This is a genomic window from Pseudarthrobacter cellobiosi, from assembly GCF_023913815.1.
GTDB lineage: Bacteria > Actinomycetota > Actinomycetes > Actinomycetales > Micrococcaceae > Arthrobacter > Arthrobacter cellobiosi.
In genome coordinates, this window is record NZ_JAMXBK010000021.1 from 42,741 (window position 1) to 61,835 (window position 19,095).

General features: G+C 65.7%; 14 protein-coding genes and 1 riboswitch. Of the genes, 2 read left to right on the plus strand and 12 right to left on the minus strand.

Features of this window, described 5'->3' with window-relative positions; all coding sequences use genetic code 11:
• From proB to NG701_RS06995, 6 genes are all read right to left on the minus strand, one after another.
• Positions 1 to 1,152, minus strand: a complete 1,152-nt coding sequence (proB, locus tag NG701_RS06970; RefSeq protein ID WP_252565688.1) for a glutamate 5-kinase — start codon at positions 1,150 to 1,152, stop codon at positions 1 to 3.
• On the minus strand, positions 1,142 to 2,731 hold the full coding sequence (obgE, locus tag NG701_RS06975; RefSeq protein ID WP_058932215.1) for a GTPase ObgE: 1,590 nt from the start codon (positions 2,729 to 2,731) through the stop codon (positions 1,142 to 1,144). Before obgE ends, proB begins: the two co-directional genes overlap by 11 nt.
• Positions 2,732 to 2,848: 117 nt before the next feature.
• Entirely contained in the window at positions 2,849 to 3,112 is a 264-nt protein-coding gene (gene rpmA, locus NG701_RS06980) for a 50S ribosomal protein L27 (protein WP_056340543.1), read from the minus strand.
• A 61-nt stretch (positions 3,113 to 3,173) separates the two neighbouring features.
• Positions 3,174 to 3,482, minus strand: coding sequence for a 50S ribosomal protein L21 (gene rplU, locus NG701_RS06985; RefSeq protein WP_018773353.1), 309 nt, complete (start codon positions 3,480 to 3,482; stop codon positions 3,174 to 3,176).
• A 272-nt stretch (positions 3,483 to 3,754) separates the two neighbouring features.
• Positions 3,755 to 5,353, minus strand: a complete 1,599-nt coding sequence (thiD, locus tag NG701_RS06990) for a bifunctional hydroxymethylpyrimidine kinase/phosphomethylpyrimidine kinase (RefSeq protein WP_252565691.1) — start codon at positions 5,351 to 5,353, stop codon at positions 3,755 to 3,757.
• Positions 5,336 to 5,433, minus strand: a riboswitch (TPP riboswitch). It overlaps the preceding gene by 18 nt.
• Positions 5,434 to 5,534: 101 nt before the next feature.
• Positions 5,535 to 8,828, minus strand: coding sequence for an Rne/Rng family ribonuclease (locus NG701_RS06995; protein ID WP_252565694.1), 3,294 nt, complete (start codon positions 8,826 to 8,828; stop codon positions 5,535 to 5,537).
• Positions 8,829 to 9,281: 453 nt separating this feature from the next.
• Here NG701_RS06995 and NG701_RS07000 point away from each other — a divergent pair, with 453 nt between their 5' ends.
• Positions 9,282 to 9,956: a vitamin K epoxide reductase family protein gene (locus NG701_RS07000; RefSeq protein ID WP_252565697.1), complete on the plus strand. Its 675-nt coding sequence runs from the start codon at positions 9,282 to 9,284 to the stop codon at positions 9,954 to 9,956.
• Between the two features lie 140 nt (positions 9,957 to 10,096).
• Here NG701_RS07000 and ndk read toward each other — a convergent pair whose 3' ends face one another.
• The 5 genes from ndk to NG701_RS07025 all read right to left on the minus strand — a co-directional run bounded on the left by ndk (position 10,097) and on the right by NG701_RS07025 (position 16,935).
• Positions 10,097 to 10,516 (minus strand): nucleoside-diphosphate kinase, encoded by a 420-nt coding sequence (ndk, locus tag NG701_RS07005; protein ID WP_252565700.1) that lies wholly within the window; start codon positions 10,514 to 10,516, stop codon positions 10,097 to 10,099.
• Between the two features lie 39 nt (positions 10,517 to 10,555).
• Positions 10,556 to 11,002, minus strand: coding sequence for a DUF4233 domain-containing protein (locus NG701_RS07010; RefSeq protein WP_252565703.1), 447 nt, complete (start codon positions 11,000 to 11,002; stop codon positions 10,556 to 10,558).
• A gap of 2 nt (positions 11,003 to 11,004) precedes the next feature.
• The gene (locus tag NG701_RS07015; RefSeq protein ID WP_252565706.1) at positions 11,005 to 12,363 is read right to left on the minus strand and encodes a bifunctional folylpolyglutamate synthase/dihydrofolate synthase; all 1,359 of its coding nucleotides are present in this window, start codon (positions 12,361 to 12,363) and stop codon (positions 11,005 to 11,007) included.
• 3 nt (positions 12,364 to 12,366) lie between these two features.
• Entirely contained in the window at positions 12,367 to 15,693 is a 3,327-nt protein-coding gene (gene ileS / locus NG701_RS07020; RefSeq protein WP_252565709.1) for an isoleucine--tRNA ligase, read from the minus strand.
• Positions 15,694 to 16,077: 384 nt separating this feature from the next.
• Positions 16,078 to 16,935 carry a glycerophosphodiester phosphodiesterase family protein gene (locus tag NG701_RS07025; protein WP_374208661.1) on the minus strand — a complete coding sequence of 286 codons (858 nt, stop codon included), beginning with the start codon at positions 16,933 to 16,935 and terminating at the stop codon, positions 16,078 to 16,080.
• A 306-nt stretch (positions 16,936 to 17,241) separates the two neighbouring features.
• On the opposite strand from NG701_RS07025, the gene NG701_RS07030 reads away from it, so the two are divergent.
• Positions 17,242 to 18,252 (plus strand): endonuclease/exonuclease/phosphatase family protein, encoded by a 1,011-nt coding sequence (locus NG701_RS07030; RefSeq protein WP_252565712.1) that lies wholly within the window; start codon positions 17,242 to 17,244, stop codon positions 18,250 to 18,252.
• Here the strand turns inward: NG701_RS07030 and NG701_RS07035 are convergent.
• Positions 18,249 to 19,052, minus strand: a complete 804-nt coding sequence (locus tag NG701_RS07035) for an SDR family oxidoreductase (protein ID WP_252565715.1) — start codon at positions 19,050 to 19,052, stop codon at positions 18,249 to 18,251. The two genes, NG701_RS07030 and NG701_RS07035, sit on opposite strands and share 4 nt — an antisense overlap.
• Between the last annotated feature and the right edge of the window lie 43 nt (positions 19,053 to 19,095).

Genomic DNA, 19,095 nt, shown 5'->3' on the forward strand with positions numbered 1-19,095 from the left:
TCAGACCAGCACCAGGTCGTCAACGTGAACAACTTCACGGTCATATCCGCGGCCCAGCGCCTTGCCCAGCTCCTTGGTGGACCGTCCCAGCATCTGGGGCAGTTCCGCGGCGGAATAGTTGACCAGGCCGCGGGCAACGACGGTGCCGTCGGCACTGACGATTTCAACGGCGTCGCCCGCCTCAAAATCGCCGTCCACCGCGGAGATGCCGGCCGGAAGCAGCGAAGTGCGGCGGTGGCGCACTGCCTTGACGGCGCCGTCGTCGAGAATCAGCCTGCCATGCACGGAGGCAAGGTGCTCAAGCCACAGCAGCCGGACCGGCTTGCGGGCGCCATTGACCTTGAACCAGGTGCCAACGTCCTCGCCGGCCAGGGCGGCGGCGGCGTTGGCGGTGGACGTGACCAGGGCATGGATCCCTGAACCGGCCGCGATGGTGGCGGCTTCCACTTTGGTGGTCATGCCGCCGGTTCCCACGCCGGCTTTGCCTGCCTTGCCGATGGTGACGCCGTCGAGGTCGTGCGGACCTTCCACGAGCGGAATCCGCTTGGCACCGTGCGACGGCGGACCGTCATACAGGGAGTCGACGTCAGAGAGCAGCACCAGCGCATCGGCGCGGACCAGGTGGGCCACCAGGGCCGCAAGGCGGTCGTTGTCACCGAAGCGGATCTCGTGCGTGGCCACGGTGTCGTTTTCGTTGACCACCGGTACCACGCCAAGGTTGAGGAGCCGGTCCAGGGCACGGAAGGCGTTGGTGTGCTGGCTTCGGCGCATCAGGTCATCGGCGGTGAGCAGCACCTGGCTGACGGTTACGCCGTGGGCACCGAACGCCTGGGTGTAACGGGCCATGAGCAGTCCCTGGCCCACGCTGGCCGCGGCCTGCTGCGTAGCCAGGTCCCGTGGCCGCTTGGCGAGACCCAGCGGTGCCAGGCCAGCTGCGATCGCACCGGAAGACACCAAGATGATCTCGGTCCCGGAGTTCCGCTTGGCTGCCAGCGCATCGGCGAGGGCGGTCAGCGATTCTTCCGAGATGCCGCCCTTGATGCTGGTCAGCGACGATGAGCCGACCTTAACAACAATCCTGCGGGCATCCGAGAGCACACTACGGTCCGCGGTCCGCTTGCGCGGGACCGCGGTGACGGAGCTACTGGTCATCTTCTGCGCCCAGTCCACTCTCCTTGACCGGCTTGGCAACGCGGCGGCCGCTGACCGACTCGGTCCAGATCCCGGCCTTGCGCTCGGCTTCGAGCTCGGCGCGGGCGGCGGCCTTGGCCTCGCGGCGTTCCACCTGCTCGTCCCGCTTCTGCCCGCGGGTGGGCCGGTCGCCGATGTCGGCGAAGCGGACGTCGGTTCCACGCGGTGCCGCCAGCAGTTCGGCGCCGGCCATCATGGTGGGTTCCCAGTCGAAGACGACGCCGTCGTCCTCGCCGATCACCACGGTGTCGCCCGGAGTGGCGCCCTGCTTGAACAATTCGTTTTCGACGCCGAGCTTGGCCAGGCGGTCGGCGAGGTAGCCGATGGCTTCCTCGTTGGTGAAGTCGGTCTGCTTGACCCAACGGACGGGCTTGTCGCCCAGGACGCGGAAGAGCGGCTCGAGGTTCTTCTCCTCGCGGCGGATCTTGAAACCGGACTCATTGACCGCGCGGGGCCGCAGAATGGGCGGCTGGACCTTGGGCGGGGCGGCCGCGAGGGCGGCACGTGCAGCCTGGACGATTTCCGCCATGGCGAAGCCCAACTGGCGGAGACCCTCGTGGCTGGTAGCCGAGATCTCGAAGACCCGGTAGCCGCGTGACTCGAGTTCAGGGCGGACAAATTCAGCCATGTCCTTGCCGTCCGGGAGGTCCACCTTGTTCAGGGCCACCAGACGCGGACGATGGTTCAGCGGAACCACTTCGCCGTCGGCACCCGCGTAGCTCATGTCCACGGAGTATTTTTCCAGCTCGGCCTCGATGATGGCCAGGTCTGCCAACGGGTCACGGTCCGATTCAAGCGTGCCGCAGTCCAGCACGTGCACCAGGGCTGCGCAGCGCTCGACGTGGCGCAGGAAGTGGTGGCCAAGGCCCTTGCCTTCGCTGGCGCCCTCGATGAGGCCCGGGACGTCGGCAATGGTGAAGCGGACATCTCCGGACTGGACAACGCCCAGGTTCGGGATCAGCGTGGTAAAGGGGTAGTCGGCGATCTTGGGCCGCGCGGCGGACATGGCCGCGATCAGGCTGGATTTGCCGGCAGAGGGGAAACCCACCAGCGCGATGTCGGCGATGGACTTCAGTTCCAGCACAATATCGCGGGCGTCACCCTCGATGCCCAGCAGGGCGAAGCCCGGGGCACGGCGCTTCTGCGAGGACAGCGAGGCATTGCCCAGGCCGCCCAGGCCGCCGGCGGCCGCCACATATTCGGCGCCTTCGCCGACCAGGTCCGCCAGGACGGTGCCGTCCTTGGACTTGACCACGGTGCCGTCCGGTACGGGCAGGATGAGGGTCTCGCCGCTCTTGCCACCGCGCCAGTCACCCATGCCGGGGCCACCGTTGGTGGCGTGGCGGTGCGGGGCGTGGTGGTAGTCAAGCAGCGTGGTGGTCTGGTGATCGACGCGCAGGATGACGTCGCCGCCGTCGCCGCCGTTGCCGCCGTCGGGACCGCCGAGGGGCTTGAACTTCTCCCGGTGGACGGAGACACATCCGTGGCCGCCGGTACCGCCGGATACGTGCAGTACTACCCGGTCTACAAAGCTCGCCACGTGGATCTCCTCAGTGCTGTTTCCTGTACGCCCAAAGGCGCCAAGACGATTGTAATGCGGTTAAAAGAACAGTGGAGCGGACCAAAATGGCCCGCTCCACCGCTTCAGAACTATTTGTTACTCTGCAGCTGCAGCAGCAACGATGTTAACAACGCGGCGACCACGGCGGGTGCCGAACTGGACGGCTCCCGGGGCCAGTGCGAACAGTGTGTCGTCGCCGCCACGCCCAACGCCGGCGCCCGGGTGGAAGTGGGTGCCACGCTGGCGAACGATGATCTCGCCTGCGGAAACTACCTGGCCGCCGAAGCGCTTGACGCCGAGGTACTGGGCGTTGGAGTCACGACCGTTGCGAGTGGAACTCGCGCCTTTTTTATGTGCCATTTGAAATGCCTGCCTTTAAATTCTGGGGAATCTGCTGAAGAACCTGAACAGTAACGAAGAGTTACTTGATACCCGTGATCTTGACCTTGGTCAATTCCTGACGGTGACCCTGGCGCTTCTTGTAACCGGTCTTGTTCTTGAACTTCTGGATGACGATCTTCGGACCACGGAGGTCCTCGAGGATCTCAGCCGTAACCGTTACCTTGGCCAGGTCCGCAGCGGCAGAGGTGACTTTGTCACCGTCTACCAGGAGCAGTGCGGGCAACTCAAAGGTGCTGCCGGCTCCACCGGGGACGCGGTTCAGGGTAACGAAGTCTCCAACGGAAACCTTCTCTTGGCGGCCGCCTGCGCGGACAATCGCGTACACCACTTGGGAACTCACTTCTCTCGACGTTTATTACTAAATTTGCGTGCTGAACCCTGTTCCATAGTTGGCTGGGTTCTCGCTGTGCCTCAACGCCGTGGGGTCGTAACCCAAGTGTTGGCGTAAGCACCGAAGATCTAGAATACGCTAATTTTGCCTTCGGCCGCAAATGAGGCTGGTTACGGCAGGTTGTCTGTGATAGGACCCACAAGCAGGTACTGCACTGACAATCCAAAACCGTGCCTGACTATCGTACAGGCCGCAAGGGCCGCAGCCTGTCAGGAATGAATTCGCGGCGCGTCGAAGAATTCCACCTCGAACCGGCACGACTGCCTGAAAGCCACCAGCATCGCCGCCCGTTCATCCGCGGAAGCACTCCGGCCGGCGTCGTCAGCCAAGGCGATGGCGTCACGCGTGGCCTGGGCGAAATCCTCGTCAGCATAGGCCCGGAGCCAGTCGGCATAAGGATGTGCTGCCGGTGCACCCGCAGCCAGGAACTCCGCGTGGAGAGTCTGTCCCACTTCGGCATACAGCCAGAAGCACGGCAGTACCGCCGCCACGAGGACCGCGTAGCTGCCGGAGGCAGAGGCCGCCAGCAGGTGGTCCACGTAGGACTTGGTGACAGGTCCCAGGACGGAGTCCACTGTCCTGGTGCTTAGCCACGTGCGGTGCAGTTCGGACTCGACCTCAAGGCATTGCTGGGCCGACTTTGCCCAGAACAGCTGGGCGGCTTCCGTGGGCGCCAGCGCGCTGGCCCGGGCGAGGACCCGCGAATAGCCGTTGAGGTAGATGGCGTCCTGGGCGAGGTAATAGGCAAACTGTTCCTCAGCCAATGTGCCGGCCTCCAGGTCGCGGATGAAATCCAGCCCGTAGATGGCTGCAAGATCCGGCTCCGACGCCCGGCGCAGCGTCTCTGCGAACTCGCCGGCTGCCGGAACCTGTTGCATGTGGTGGAAGTGGTTGATGGGGCCGTTGCCCGCGCCCACCTCAAGTTGGTCAGAGGCCTGCAGCGCGCCCACCAGCCAGGGCTTCACTTGCCGTAATGCGGCTTCCCAGTCCCCCAGCCGGGCCTGAGCCGTGGCAATGGCCGATGACAGCGAGCAGCCGGTGCCGTGGCTGTTGCGCGTGGGGATCCTGTCCCCGCTCACCTCCACCACCTCCTGGGCGAGCAGCCCGGCAGCGTTGACCAGGGCATCCGGGCACGCACCGCCGTCGAGATGGCCGCCCTTGACCAGTACGGTGGCACCGGTCGCGGCGGACAACCGCTGCCCCTGCCCGAGCGCGTCGTGCCATTCCCTCGCCTGCGGCTCCCCCACCAGGATGGCCAGTTCGGCCAGGTTGGGGGTGATCAGGTCCGCGAGCGGGAGCAGCTCCCGCAGGGCCGCCTCGGCAGACTCCTGCAGCAGCCGGTCGCCGCTCGTGGCCACCATCACCGGATCAAGAACGACGACGGCGGGACGCACCTTTTCCAGCCAGTCGCGGACCACGCCTATCACCGCAGCGTCGCCCAGCATGCCGATCTTGACCGCGTCGATGGTGATGTCGTCGCTGATGGCATCAAGCTGCTGGCCCAGGAAGGACGCAGGCGGGACGTGAACCGCCTGGACCCCCTGGGTGTTTTGGACCGTCAGCGCGGTGATGGCCGCCATGCCGTAGCCGCCAAGGGCGGCAATGCTTTTGAGGTCGGCCTGGACGCCCGCGCCCCCTGAAGGGTCCGATCCGGCAATGGACAGCACCCGCGGAACGTCACGCAACACCCGGACCGCAGAAGAGCGGCCTGGTGCGGGCCGGACCTCAGCCCGGGTTGCTGGGGCTTCCAGCAGAGCCGCCGCGGGTGTTGCAGGGGGAAGGACAGAAGTTGAAGCCAAAGGAGACATCCCTTCGCCGGTGCTAACCGGACAGGTTCAACGGGTGTGGATCTCAGCCGGCTCTCTGCGCGGCACCCCGTGTCAGTCACCAGCCTAGCGCTCCCCGGGACTTAACGCCGGACGCCCGGACGCAGCCTGTGATTCACAGGCACGTCCGGGCGCCGTTGTATTGGCTTGCCCTACTGCTTGGTCAGAGCTCCGAGGCCGGAACTCCTACGCCCAGGATGATGGGCGCGTTGGCGGCAACCGGTTTGTCGGCCACAGGAGCCTTGACGGGCTCCGGCGCCTTGGCGGCGTGGGTGTGTCCGGCGGGAGCCGCCGGAGCGGCTTCGTGATGCTCTACGGACGTGGCGTTGGCTGCGCCCTGGGCACGGCTGGCACTCCGGTTCCGCCGGGGACGGCGGGCGCGGGGCTCCTCGGTGTGGTCGGAGTAATCCTTCTCCGCCACGGCTGGCTGCCGCTGGCGGGCAGGTTCGGCCGACTGGGTTTCAGTTGCCTGGACTGCCGACGGCGTGCTTTCCGCTACAGGTGCCGGCTCGCCAAGGTGGGCGAAGGCCTCCGCGAGGCGGTCAAGTGTCAGGGCAGGTGCGTGCGGCTGGTCATCGTGGTGCGCCACGAACGGAAGCACCACCTGTTCGCCGCCGAATGTCAGCACTGCGGCCGGGCGGCCGTTGGAGTCGGTTTCGGACTGCCCAACCGGAGCCGGCACCGGAGCCGCAGGCTGCCGGCCCGCGGCAGCGGATGCGTGAGCCACCTCGTCGTCATGCAGATGCGCAGCGTGGGCTGCGGCCGCAATGTTCGCAAGCGCTGCCCGCGTGGCCTCCGCTTTCGCATGGCGCTCGGCATCGCTGGCTTCCGGGTGGACCGTGTGGATCTGCACCGGAGCTGCCGGTACCGTTTCCAGCGGCTGTCCGCCGCGTCCGCGGCGGCGCTTCCGGTCAGTGCGGCCACCCGGCTGGCTGTCCGGGCGCTGGCTGTCGGTGCGTATGTTATCGGTGCGCTGGGTTTCCGGGCGGCTGTCCACACGCTGCACGTGGTGCTCTGCGGCTACCGTATTGGCGCGGCGGTGTTCCACGGGGTCGTCGTGGGTGACGATCCCGCGGCCTGCACAGGTTTCGCACTGCTCGCCGAAGACTTCCAGGAGCCCGGTGCCCATGCGCTTGCGCGTCATCTGCACGAGGCCCAGCGAGGTCACTTCGGCCACCTGGTGCTTGGTCCGGTCGCGGCCCAGGCATTCCACCATGCGGCGGAGGACCAGGTCGCGGTTGGATTCGAGGACCATATCGATGAAGTCGATGACGATGATGCCGCCGATGTCGCGGAGCCGGAGCTGCCGGACCACTTCTTCAGCTGCCTCGAGGTTGTTCTTGGTGACGGTTTCCTCGAGGTTGCCGCCGCTGCCGGTGAACTTGCCGGTGTTGACGTCCACCACGGTCATGGCTTCGGTGCGGTCGATGACCAGCGAGCCGCCCGAAGGCAGGAAGACCTTGCGTTCCAGGGCCTTGTGGATCTGCTCATCGATCCGCCACGCAGCGAAGATGTCCTGGTCCTTGGTCCACTTTTCCAGGCGGCCCACGAGGTCCGGGGCCACGTAGGTGACGTAGGCCTCGATGGTGTCCCAGGCCTCTTCACCGGAGACGATCAGCTTGGAGAAGTCCTCGTTGAAGACGTCACGGACCACCTTGATGGTGAGGTCAGGTTCGCCGTAGAGCAGCTCCGGCGCGAGGATCTTGGTGGACGTGGACTGGCTTTCGATGCCCTCCCACTGCGCGCGCAGCCGGTTGATGTCGTGCGTGAGCTCCTCTTCCGAGGCGCCTTCGGCAGCGGTGCGGACGATGACGCCGGCGTGCTCCGGGAGGCGGTCCTTGAGGATGCGCTTGAGGCGGTTGCGCTCGACGTCGGGCAGTTTGCGGGAGATGCCGGTCATGGAGCCGCCGGGCACATAGACCAGGTAGCGGCCGGGCAGCGAGATCTGGCTGGTCAAGCGTGCACCCTTGTGGCCCACGGGATCCTTGGTGACCTGGACCAGGACGGTGTCGCCGGACTTGAGCGCGTTTTCGATCCGGCGCTGCTTGCCTTCGAGGTTAACGGCTTCCCAGTTCACTTCACCGGCGTACAGGACGGCGTTGCGGCCGCGTCCGATGTCAACAAACGCCGCTTCCATGGACGGCAGGACGTTCTGCACCTTGCCGAGGTAAACGTTGCCGATCAGGGAGTCCTGCTGGGTCTTGGAGACAAAGTGTTCGGCCAGGACGCCGTCTTCAAGGACGCCGATCTGGATTCTGTCGTCGCGCTGGCGGACGATCATCTGCCGGTCAACGGATTCACGGCGGGCCAGGAATTCGGCCTCGGTGATGACTGTGCGGCGGCGGCCGGTGTCGCGGGATTCGCGGCGGCGCTGCTTCTTGGCTTCGAGGCGGGTGGAGCCCTTGACGGACGTGACGCGGTTGTTGACCGGCGCTTCGGTGGCGGCGCGGGGCGCGCGGACGCGGGTCACCGTGTTGGGCGGGTCGTCGCCTTCTCCTCCGGTCAGTTCCAGGTCCTGGTCGCCACGGCGGCGGCGGCGGCGACGACGGGACGTCACGCCCTCATCGGCCTGCCCGGCGGAGTCCTCATCGGTTTCTTCGGCTGCGCCGTCGTCGCCTTCGTTATCGGCGTCAGCATCGCTTTCGCCGGTGCGGCTACGCCCGCGGCGTCCACGGCTGCGGCGCCTGCGGCGGCCGTTGGCGTCGTCCGCTTCGCCTTCTTCGACGTCGTCCTCTTCCGGCTCTTCAACCACGGCAGCAACCGGCGCGGGGCGGACCACGGTGCTGAGGTCAGGGGCCTGAAAAAGTACGGATGTGGTGGACGCTGGCTCAAGGAACAGTGAACTGAACGGGCTGGCAGTCTCAGCAGAAGCTGGCTCTTCAGCCGGCGCGGCGGCAGCGTTGACCGGGGCAGCGTTGACGGGGGCGACGGCGGCTGCTGCGGGCGCGGCGGCCGCCGCAGCGGCGACCTCCTCTGCTTCCGGGGCCTGCGTTGCTGCAGTTTCAGGGGCTGCCTGCTCCGGAGCTGTCTGTTCTACGGCCGCAGGAGCGACGTCGGGGGCCGAGGTTTTGCGGGTGGCCACGCGGCGGCGGCGGACAGGCTTGGTCTCCGCTGCAGCCTCAGGGGTCGCGGATTCGACGGCGGCAGTCTCCACCGCGGCAGTCTCTACGGCGGTCTCGGTAACAACGGCGGCTGGTGCTTCCAGAACCTCAACGGCGAAGGCCGGCAACGGTTCGGCGGCGACCACCGTCTTACGTGCACGGGTCCGGCGCACCGGCGCCTTAGGCTCTGGTGCGGCATCTGCCGCAGGCTCAGTCTGGGCGTCGGCGTCAGTCACGGGTGCGGGCTCTGCGGCCTTCGGCACTGCCTTCCGACGCGTCCGGGTGACTTTCTTGGGCGCTTCCGTAGCCTCGGCGACGGCTTCATCATTAACGGCTGGTGCTTGTTCGTTTTCCATATGTGGCAACACTCCTGCCCCTGACGTACCCCCACATCCGGCACCCATTGGGGCACATATTGTCAAACCCGCAGGCGTTGACAGAAGTCAAGTGGATACTCCCAGGTTCGCACCGGCAGAGGGGTGCGGCAGCCCGTGGGAGCCGTCGGCTGTGTCCTGAAACCCGTTGTTCTACACGCCACAACCAGGTGCCGACCAATGGAATTGCGGGAAGCCGGATCAGAGAATCCGAAGCCTGCCCTGCTCATCATTGGCGGTCTTGAAACAAGCCACCGGACCGGAGTCCGAATGTGGGTCGGCCTCCAGCCATGTACATTCTCTCACACCCGGGCTGAAAGACGGCGGAACCACCGGCAACAGATCGGTACCTGAGGGCGCTGACTGAATGCTGCTTCCAGTTACCGGCGTTACAATCGGGGCAAGGAGCACCCGAAGCAAAGGACGCCACACACCATGCCAAGCATTTCCTCCCACGGCACCGACACGCCGGCTGCCTCCCCTGCGGCGGAGCCGTTGCCCGCCACGCCCGGGACCGTGCCGCCGATGGCACGTAACCGGCCCCTCGGCTGGCTGATGGTCATCACCGGCGCCATCGGCTGGCTGGCCTCGGGGGCGCTGGTCCTGGAAAAGCTCGCTGTCCTCGAGGATCCGAATCACGTAACGGCCTGCGACGTTAATCCGTGGATCTCCTGCGGCCAGGTCATGCAGACGTGGCAGAGCTCGGCGTTCGGGTTCCCCAACATGTTTATTGGCATCGTCGCGTTCGCCGTCATCATCACCGTGGGCATGGCCCTGCTCTCAGGCGCCACGTTCGCACGCTGGTACTGGGCAGGACTCCAGGCCGGCGTGACGCTCGGCTTCGCGTTTGTGGTGTGGCTCTGGTCCCAGGCACTTTACGACATCCATGTTCTGTGCCCGTTCTGCATGATCGTCTGGGCCGCGATGATCCCGCTCTTCGTCTGGGTAACCATCCGCAACGTCGTCCATGGCATCATCCCCGTCCCGGCAGGTACTGCACGGGTGCTGGGCGAATCGGGCTGGATCATCACGGCGCTGCTTTACGTGGCAGTCATCGCCACCATCTTCTTCGCCTTCATCCAGGTGTTTGCCGGAACTTCGGGCTTCTAACGCGAGCCCCGCACCAGACGCACAAAAAAGCGCGAACGAACAAGCGCGAACGGACACTTGAGGCCCCGGTTTCCCGGGGCCTCAAGTGTCCGTTCGCGCTGTGGACTCAAGTGTCCGTTCGCACAGTTGGCGGGTGGACGTTAGTCCTGGAACCAGATCTTAATTTCGCGCTCGGCCGAGTCCACGGAGTCGGAGCCGTGGACCAGGTTCTGCTGGACCTTCAGGCCCCAGTCGCGGCCGAAATCGCCACGGATGGTGCCGGGAGCCGCAGTGGTGGGGTCGGTGGTGCCGGCCAGGGACCGGAAGCCTTCAATGACGCGGTGGCCCTCGAAGATCGCGGCCACAACCGGTCCGCTGAGCATAAATTCAACAAGGGGCTCATAGAACGGCTTGCCCGCGTGCTCTTCGTAGTGCTGCTCCAGCAGTTCCCGGCTGGCGTCAACCTTCTTCAGTTCAGCGAGGGTGTAGCCCTTGGCCTCAATGCGGCCCAGGATGGCGCCGCTGAGGTTGCGGGCAACGCCGTCGGGCTTGATCAGTACCAGGGTGCGCTCAATGGTCATAGCTGCTCCAATGCGTAATGGGTGGGTTTCGGGACAATTCTACGAGGCTTCCGGGGCGTCCCCCTGCGACGCGTTCCACTCGGCCTGTTCGCGTTCGCGCTTTGCGGCTTCGGAATCGATCCTGATGCCGGTGCGGATTCCGTACCACCAGGCCAGGCCGAACAGCGCGCCAACCAGGAACATCATGGGCTCAACTATGCCCGTCAGGATGAGCACAATCTGCAGGATCCAGCCCAGACCCACGCCCCAGGGCTTGGACAGCACCGCGCAGGCCAGGATCATCACTACGCTCAGCGCGATGCCGATGCCCAGGATCAGCGCCGGCGGAAACTCGCCGCGCCTGAGTCCAAAGACGGCCAGCGTTGCGAAAAAGACCACAAACGCTTCAAGCAGCAGGACGGTGGAGGCAAACATCACCTTGGTGGACCGGCGCTTCTTGGGCATTCCCGGGCGCCATTCGCGCTGGGCTTTGGTCAGCTTGGCCAAGGCTAGGCCTCCGTCTTTCCGAGCAGGATCCGGGCTTCCGCCACCAGGGTGATGGACCCCGTCACCAGCACGCCGCCGGAGAGGTCGTCGTTGGCTTCGGCGCGTTCCACGGCCCACTCCAGGGCGTCGTCGAGCTTCTCAGCAATGTGGATGTTGTCTTCGCCGAAGCCCATTTCCACGGCTAGTTCGGCAAGTTCGGCTGCGGGTACTGCCCGTGGCGAGTTGGACTGGGTAAAGCAGTATTCCTGGGCGATCTCGCCCAGGGATTCCTTGAGCTGGCGCAGGATCTCTTCGGCGTCCTTCTCCTTCAGGACTCCCACTACCGGCACCAGCCGGGTGAAGCTGAAGGCCTCCTGGATGGCCTCGGCCGAGACCCTGATGCCGTCCGGGTTGTGGGCCGCGTCAACAATGATGGTGGGCGCCGTACGGACAACCTCAAGGCGGCCCGGGGACGTGACGGATGCGAAGGCTTCCTGGAGCACCTCGGCGTCAAGTTCCTTCTCGCCGCCGAAGAAGGCCTCGAGGGCTGCCACTGCCACGGCTGCATTCTGGGCCTGGTGCGCGCCGTGCAGGGGCAGCAGCAGTTCAGGGTACCGGCCGGCGATGCCCTGAATGCTCACTACCTGGCCGCCCACGGCAACCGTCCGGGATTCGACGCCGAACTCCACGCCTTCAAACCGGAACGGGACTGCCACCTCCTTGGCTTTCTCGAGCAGCACCTGCGCAGCATCAACGGGCTGCGAGGCACTGATGAGGTAACCGCCGGGCTTGATGATGCCGGCCTTCTCGTAGGCAATGTCCTCGGTCGTATCGCCCAGCAGGTCCGTGTGGTCCAGGGAAATGGGGGTGACCACGGAAACCAGGCCGTCGCCCACGTTGGTGGCATCGGTGATGCCGCCCAGACCCACCTCGATCACGGCCACGTTGACCGGCTGGTCCGCGAAGATCGCGAAGCCCAGGATGGTCAGGCACTCGAAGTACGTGAGCCGGGGCTCCCCCGCAGCGGTCAGCTCGTCGTCGACGATCTGAAGGTACGGGCGGATCTCGTCCCAGATCCGGACGAATGTTTCGTCAGAGACGGGGTGGCCGTCGATGCTGATCCGCTCGGTGACCTTGGACAGGTGCGGGCTGGTGTAACGGCCGGTACTCAGGCCGTGCGCGCGCAGCCCGGCCTCAATCATCCGGGCCGTGGAGGTCTTGCCGTTGGTGCCGGTCACGTGGATGATCGGGAACGCCTTGTTGGGCTCCCCCAGCACGTCCATGGCGCGGAACAGCGGCGCCAGACGCGGCTCCATCTTGTTTTCCGGCGCACGCCCCAGCAACTCGGCGTAGACACTTTCCACGGAGAATTCGTCAGTCATAGCTCAGGCCTCTGCTTTTTCGACGGTGATGCGTGGTTCGCCTGACTCAGCCGGAACGGTGGCCAGCTCCAGGGTCAGGGTTTCGGTCTTGACCAACTCGGCGTTGGCCAGCAGCGCGTCGAGCACGGTGGGAACCGCCGTGACGGTGGTGTGGATCCGGTCGCTCACATTCAGTGCGGCGTCCTTGCGTGCCTGCTGGATGGCGCGGACCATGTCACGCGCAGTCCCTTCGGCCTCAAGTTCGGGCGTGACCTCGGTATTGAGCACCACAAATCCGCCGCCCGGCAGGACAGCTACTGAGGCCGATCCGCCGTCGGACTCTGCCACCACTGTCTCCAGCGTGTACTCCTGGGGTTCCAGCTCCAGGCCTCCGGCGATGACCACTCCAGCATCGGAAACCGACCAGTCACCGGACTTGGCGCCCTTGATGGCCTGCTGGACGTTCTTGCCCAGGCGCGGACCCGCGGCGCGGGCGTTGACCACGAGCTTCTGCTCGATGCCGAACTCCTGCGGGGAGGCGCTCTCCGCGTCCAGCAGGCGCACGGAGCGCAGGTTCAGTTCATCGGCGACGACGGCGGCGAAGCCTCCCAGCGCATCCGCGCCGGGTGCCACAACGGTCAGTTCCTGCAGCGGCAGCCGGACGCGCAGGTTGGCGGCCTTGCGCAGCGAGGATCCGGTGGAGCAGATCTGCTGCACGCGGTCCATCGCTTCCACCAGCGAAGCGTTGGCCGGGAACAGGACCGCGTCCGGCCAGTCGGCCAGGTGCACGGAGCGTCCGCCGGTGAGGCCGCGCCAGATCTCCTCGGAGACCAGCGGCAGCAGCGACGCGGCCACGCGGGACACGGTCTCCAGCGCGGTGTACAGCGCGTCGAACGCGTCAGCGCTCTCGTCAAAGAAGCGCTGGCGGCTGCGGCGGACGTACCAGTTGGTGAGCATGTCCAGGTAGCTGCGCAGTTCGTCGCAGGCGCCGGAGATGTCGTAGCTGTCCAGCTGTGCGGTCATGTTGCGGACCAGGTCGCCGGTGTTGGCCAGCAGGTACTGGTCCAGGGTGTCGGCGTACCCGTCGTAGCGGAGCTTCGCGTCGTAACCCTTACCGCCGTCAGCAGCGTTCGTGTACAGCGTGAAGAAGCTGTAAACGTTCCACAGGGGCAGGATGACCTGGCGGACGCCGTCGCGGATTCCCTGCTCGGTGACCACCAGGTTGCCGCCGCGCAGGATAGGGCTGGACATCAGGAACCAGCGCATGGCGTCGGAGCCGTCGCGGTCCAGGACCTCAGAGACGTCCGGGTAGTTGCGCAGGCTCTTGGACATCTTCTGCCCGTCCGAGCCCAGCACGATGCCGTGGCTGATGACGTTCCGGAAGGCCGGTCGGTCAAACAGGGCCGTCGACAGGATGTGCAGCATGTAGAACCAGCCACGGGTCTGGCCGATGTACTCCACGATGAAGTCCGCGGGGTTGTGCGTGTCGAACCATGCTTCGTTCTGGAACGGGTAATGCACCTGTCCGTAGGGCATGGAGCCGGAGTCGAACCAGACGTCCAGGACGTCCTCGACGCGGCGCATCACGGACTGGCCCTCTGCGGGGGTCCGGGGGTCGTCGGGGTTGGGGCGGGTCAGTTCGTCGATGAACGGCCGGTGCAGGTCAACCTGACCGGCCTTGTTCAGCGGCAGGCGGCCGAAGTCGGCCTCGATCTCGGCCAGGGAGCCGTAGACGTCGGTGCGCGGGTATTCCGGGTCGCTGGACTGCCACACCGGGATGGGGCTGCCCCAGTAGCGGTTGCGGCTGATGGACCAGTCGCGGGCGTTGGCGAGCCACTTTCCGAACTGGCCGTCCTTGACGTTCCCCGGGATCCAGTTGATGTCCTGGTTCAGCTCGGACATGCGGTCCTTGAACTTGGTGACCTCGACGTACCAGGAGGACACGGCGCGGTAGATCAGTGGGTTGCGGCAGCGCCAGCAGTGCGGGTAGCTGTGCTCGTAGCTGGCCTGGCGGACCAGGCGGCCCTGGGCGCGCAGCACCTGGGTGATGGGCTTGTTGGCCTCGAACACCTGAAGCCCGGCGATGTCGTGCAGGTCGCCGTGGCTGAACAGCGGCAGGAACTTGGCGCCTTCGTCCACGGACAGGACCACCGGGATGCCGGCCTCTTCACAGACCTTCTGGTCGTCTTCACCGTAGGCGGGAGCCTGGTGGACGATGCCGGTGCCGTCGGTGGTGGTGACGTAGTCGGCCACGAGGAAGCGCCAGGCGTTCTGGGTGCCGTACTTTTCGTCGTCGCTGAAGTCGTACCAGAGCGGCTGGTAGGCCAGGCCCTCAAGGTCGGCGCCGGTGTGGGTTGACGTCACTGCAGCCTCGGCGGAGTCCACATCCTCATAGCCCAGGTCCTTGGCGTACGCGGCCAGCAGGTCCGCGGCCAGGAGGAAACTGCCGGTGACGGGCGCGTCCGGCGAAGCAGCCTTGACGCCGTTGGGTCCGGCGGGCAGAACGGCGTAGGTGATGGAAGGCCCGACGGCGAGCGCCAGGTTGGTGGGCAACGTCCAGGGCGTGGTGGTCCATGCGAGCGCCTGGACGCCGGCGAGCTGCTGCGACAGCGCCGACTCCCCTGCCGTGATGGGGAACGTCACCGTGACAGTCTGGTCCTGGCGGTTCTTGTAAACGTCGTCGTCCATGCGGAGCTCATGGTTGGACAGCGGCGTCTCGTCCTTCCAGCAGTACGGCAGCACACGGTAGCCGTTGTACGTCAGGCCTTTTTCGTGCAGCTGCTTGAACGCCCACAGGACCGATTCCATGTATTCGACGTTGAGCGTCTTGTAATCGTTATCGAAGTCCACCCAGCGGGCCTGGCGGGTGACGTAGCTCTTCCACTCATCGGCGTACTTCATCACGGAGGCACGGCAGGCGTCGTTGAACTTGTCGATGCCCATGGCCTCGATCTGGGTCTTGTCCGTCATGCCCAGCTGCTTCATGGCTTCCAGTTCAGCCGGCAGTCCGTGGGTGTCCCAGCCGAAGCGGCGTTCCACGCGGCGGCCGCGCTGTGTCTGGTAGCGGCCCACGAGGTCCTTGGCGTACCCGGTCAGGAGGTGGCCGTAGTGCGGCAGGCCGTTGGCGAAGGGAGGTCCGTCGTAGAAGACGAATTCGTTGCTGCCGGGCTGCCCGCCGGGGGCGTCGGCGCTGCGCTGGTCGATGCTGGCCTGGAAAGTGCCGTCCTGGTCCCAGTACTTCAGGATGCGCTCTTCGATCTCCGGGAACTTCACGGAGGCGGAGACACCGGCGGCAGCGCCGCTCGAAACTGCAGCCGAAGGGGAGGCTGAGGCTTTGGGGTAATACGTCATTCTCGACATCCTGGGTTGAGCTGGTGAACCACTCAGCCGTTGCTGGATGGTTCCGTTCAGGATGCGAGGACGGCTCGTGTGCTGTCCTGGGACTGCACGCTTACCGCGGTACCACCTCACTTACCGGCACTCCACCGTGCTCCGGGGGAAGCTTGTTGGTGCGCCGGCCGCTCATTACTGCTGTGACGGGCTTACCCGTCCGGTTCTACCGGCCCTGGCGCGTGCTGATCCTTGCGCCGGAGCGTTCTTCCGGAAGCTCACCGGTGATGGCCGGGTCAAAGCTGCTAAGTCGATGTTACCGGAGAAGTCACTGCGTTTCACTGCACAGCCGGTCCGCTGAGCAGGGAAACGCAGTGACGGCGGGTCGGAATCGCCCGGACGGGACTAAAAGCGGTGCGGCAGCTTTATTCCGGCAGCAGCCATGACATCGCGGAGCCGGTCCGGGTAGTCGGTGATGATCCCGTCAACTCCGGCGTCGATCAGAGCCCGCATGGTGGGCTGGTCATCCACAGACCACGGGATGACCTGCATCCCCGCGGCGTGCGCACGCTCCACCATGTCCGCGGCAACGTAGGGGACGTAGCCGGGGTCGGTGACCTGTCCGTTTTGCGGCGTACCATGCACAGGCGAGACGGCGTCGAAACCCAGCGAGGACGCCGCCGCGATGAGGTCTCCGCCGAAGTCGTCCGCATCAATACCGCCCAGCCACGGCGAGCTGCCCGGCTGGCCGGCCTGCAAGAAGTCCTTGTTGGTCAGGGCCACCGTACGGATCTGCGGATCCCGCTCCTGGACGAGGCGCAATGAGCCCCAATCGAAGCTCTGAATGGAGACTCGGTGCTGCATCCTGGCGGCCTTGATTTCCCGGAGTGCGACATCGACAAACTGCTCCCGCGGGGCAGTTTGTGCCGGGGCGCCGGCTTCGACCTTCGTTTCGATGTTGAACTTCACCTGGCTGGCCAGGTGGGCGTCGACGAGCGCAAAGACCTCAGCCAGGGTGGGCATCTTGGCACCGGGGGACGCCGTCTGGCCGGGGCATTGTGGCTGGGTGAGCGAACCGCAGTCAAGGCTGCGGACCTGCTCAAACGTCAGGTCTTTGATGTACTTGCCCACATAGGGGAACTGGGGGTCGCTCGGCGTGACCGGCGCTGTGTCGAGGCACTTCTTGTTGCTGATCTTGCGGTCATGGGTAATGACTTCGCGGCCGTCCCTGGTGATCTGAAGGTCAAGCTCCAGGGTGGACACACCAGTTCGTGTCAGCGGCTTGAGCCTGGACCGAAGTGGTGAGGAGCAGGGCTGCGCTGAGTACGGCAGCGCCAAGCTTCATCGGGGTACGCATTGGAAAGAATCTCCGCTCGTGGCGTGCAGTTTGCGCCTGCTACAGTGCCGTCCTGCGGCCAACGTCAGGCCACAGCGGGCTGGCCGGAGTGCGACGGGACAGCAAACGTTGGGCTTCATCGCAAAGCCGATCCAATCAACGGGCGACGCCAGGGCGGCGACTGTTTAGACTCGTGCCATGACAGTCTCCCGGGCGATTTGTTCCGGTCCCTGATGGGCCATCGTGCACACCGCGGCTGGCTGTGGTCTGCTGGCCTGGTTGCGGCACCTGTTGTGGCACTGTCCTGGTTCCGCGCCGTCCCGGCGCCGTGGCCGCCGCTTGTGGTACAGGTAGTGGCCTTTACGCCGTGGCTGGCATTCCTCGCCGCGGCCGCGGTGTTGCTGGCACTGCCCAGCCGGCGTGCCTGGGCTATCCTGCCGGCGGCGATCCTGCTGATCGCACAGGTCATCTGGCTGTTCCCGCCGGAAGTGTTCCTGGCCCGTCAGGGAGGGTACCCCCAGGTCCGGGGGCCGGATGCTCCAGCCGCGGCGAAGCTGACAGTCATGAACCTCAATGCCCGGCTCGGAGGTGCTGATAGCGCCGCCATCGTCCGGCTGGTCCAGGACCACCATGTTGATCTGCTGACCGTCCAGGAGCACAGCCAGGAGTTGGAGAATCGGCTGGCGCGTGCGGACCTGGGCAGCGTGCTTCCCCACCGCGTGTCCCATCCCCGGAATGGAGCGGCCGGCAGCGCCGTCTACTCGTCTTTCCGGCTAAAGGAGGTGGGACTGGTCCCTGACACAGCGTTCAGTATGCCGATTGTCCGGCTTGAGACCAGTGACCCGGGCTCCGGCGCCGGCCTGACGGTCATCAATGTGCACACGCACGCGCCCGTGGACAATGCCGTTCAGCAATGGCGAAGTGACCTTACAGCTGTGGCCCGGGCAAGCAGCGGAGCCGGTCCTACGCTTCTGGCGGGCGATTTCAACGCGACATATGACCACTGGGAATTCCGCGCGATGCTGGAGGGGGCCGGCGGCGGCCGGAAACTGGTGGATGTTGCAACCGCGTTGGGCAGCCGGCTCATCCCCACCTGGCCGATGCGGGATTACAGCCTTCCCGGCGTGACTCTGGACCATTTGGTGACCAGCCCGGACATTTCAAGTTCGGGTTACTCGGTCCACCCTGTCAGCGGCACCGACCACGCTGCAGTGATCGCCACCCTGGAGATCCAGCTTCCCTAACGCTTGCGGATCAGCTTGTGGGTGGCCGCCTGCGCAACGGGCCGGATCACGATCTGGTCCAGGTTGACATGGTGCGGCGCGCTGACGGCGTAGCGCACCACGTCGGCGACGTCGGCTGCGGTCAGGGGCTTCTCCACGCCCTGGTAAACCTTCTCCGCGGCGTCCTGGTTACCAAAGCGGTTGAGCGCGAACTCTTCGGTGCGGACAAGGCCCGGGGCTATCTCGATGACGCGGATATTGTGCTCCGCCTCTTCCAGCCGGAGGGCACCAGTCAGTGCGTGCTGGGCAAACTTGGCGGCGTTGTAGCCGCCGCCGCCCTCGTAGGCCACGAGTCCGGCGGTCGACGTCAGGTTCAGGACGGTTCCTTCGCCGTTGGCGCGGAGCATCGGCAAGAACGCCCGGGTGAGCTTCACGGTGCCGAGGACGTTGACCCGGAACATCCATTCCCAGTCCTCGGTGTTGGCCTCGCCCACCAGGTCAGCACCCCGGGCCCCGCCGGCGATGTTGATGAGCGTCCCCACGCCGCCGGCTTCGGTGACGCGGGCAAGGAGCCTGGCGACGTCGTCGTCCTCGGTGATGTCAGCGGGAATTCCGACGGCGCCTGTTTCAGCTTCCAGCGCGGCCAGCCGTTCGGCGCGGCGTGCCACAGCGAATACCGTCCAGCCTTCCTCCCGCAATGCCCGCACGGTCGCCTCGCCGATGCCGGTGCTGGCGCCGGTAACCACCGCCGCCCTGTTCTGGAGTGAATCGCTTTGTGATGCCTGGTTCTGTGCTGTCGCGTTCCGTGAATCCTCAGTCATGGCACCACCCTAACGGCAGAGCAGCTACCGGTGCTTGAGTTTG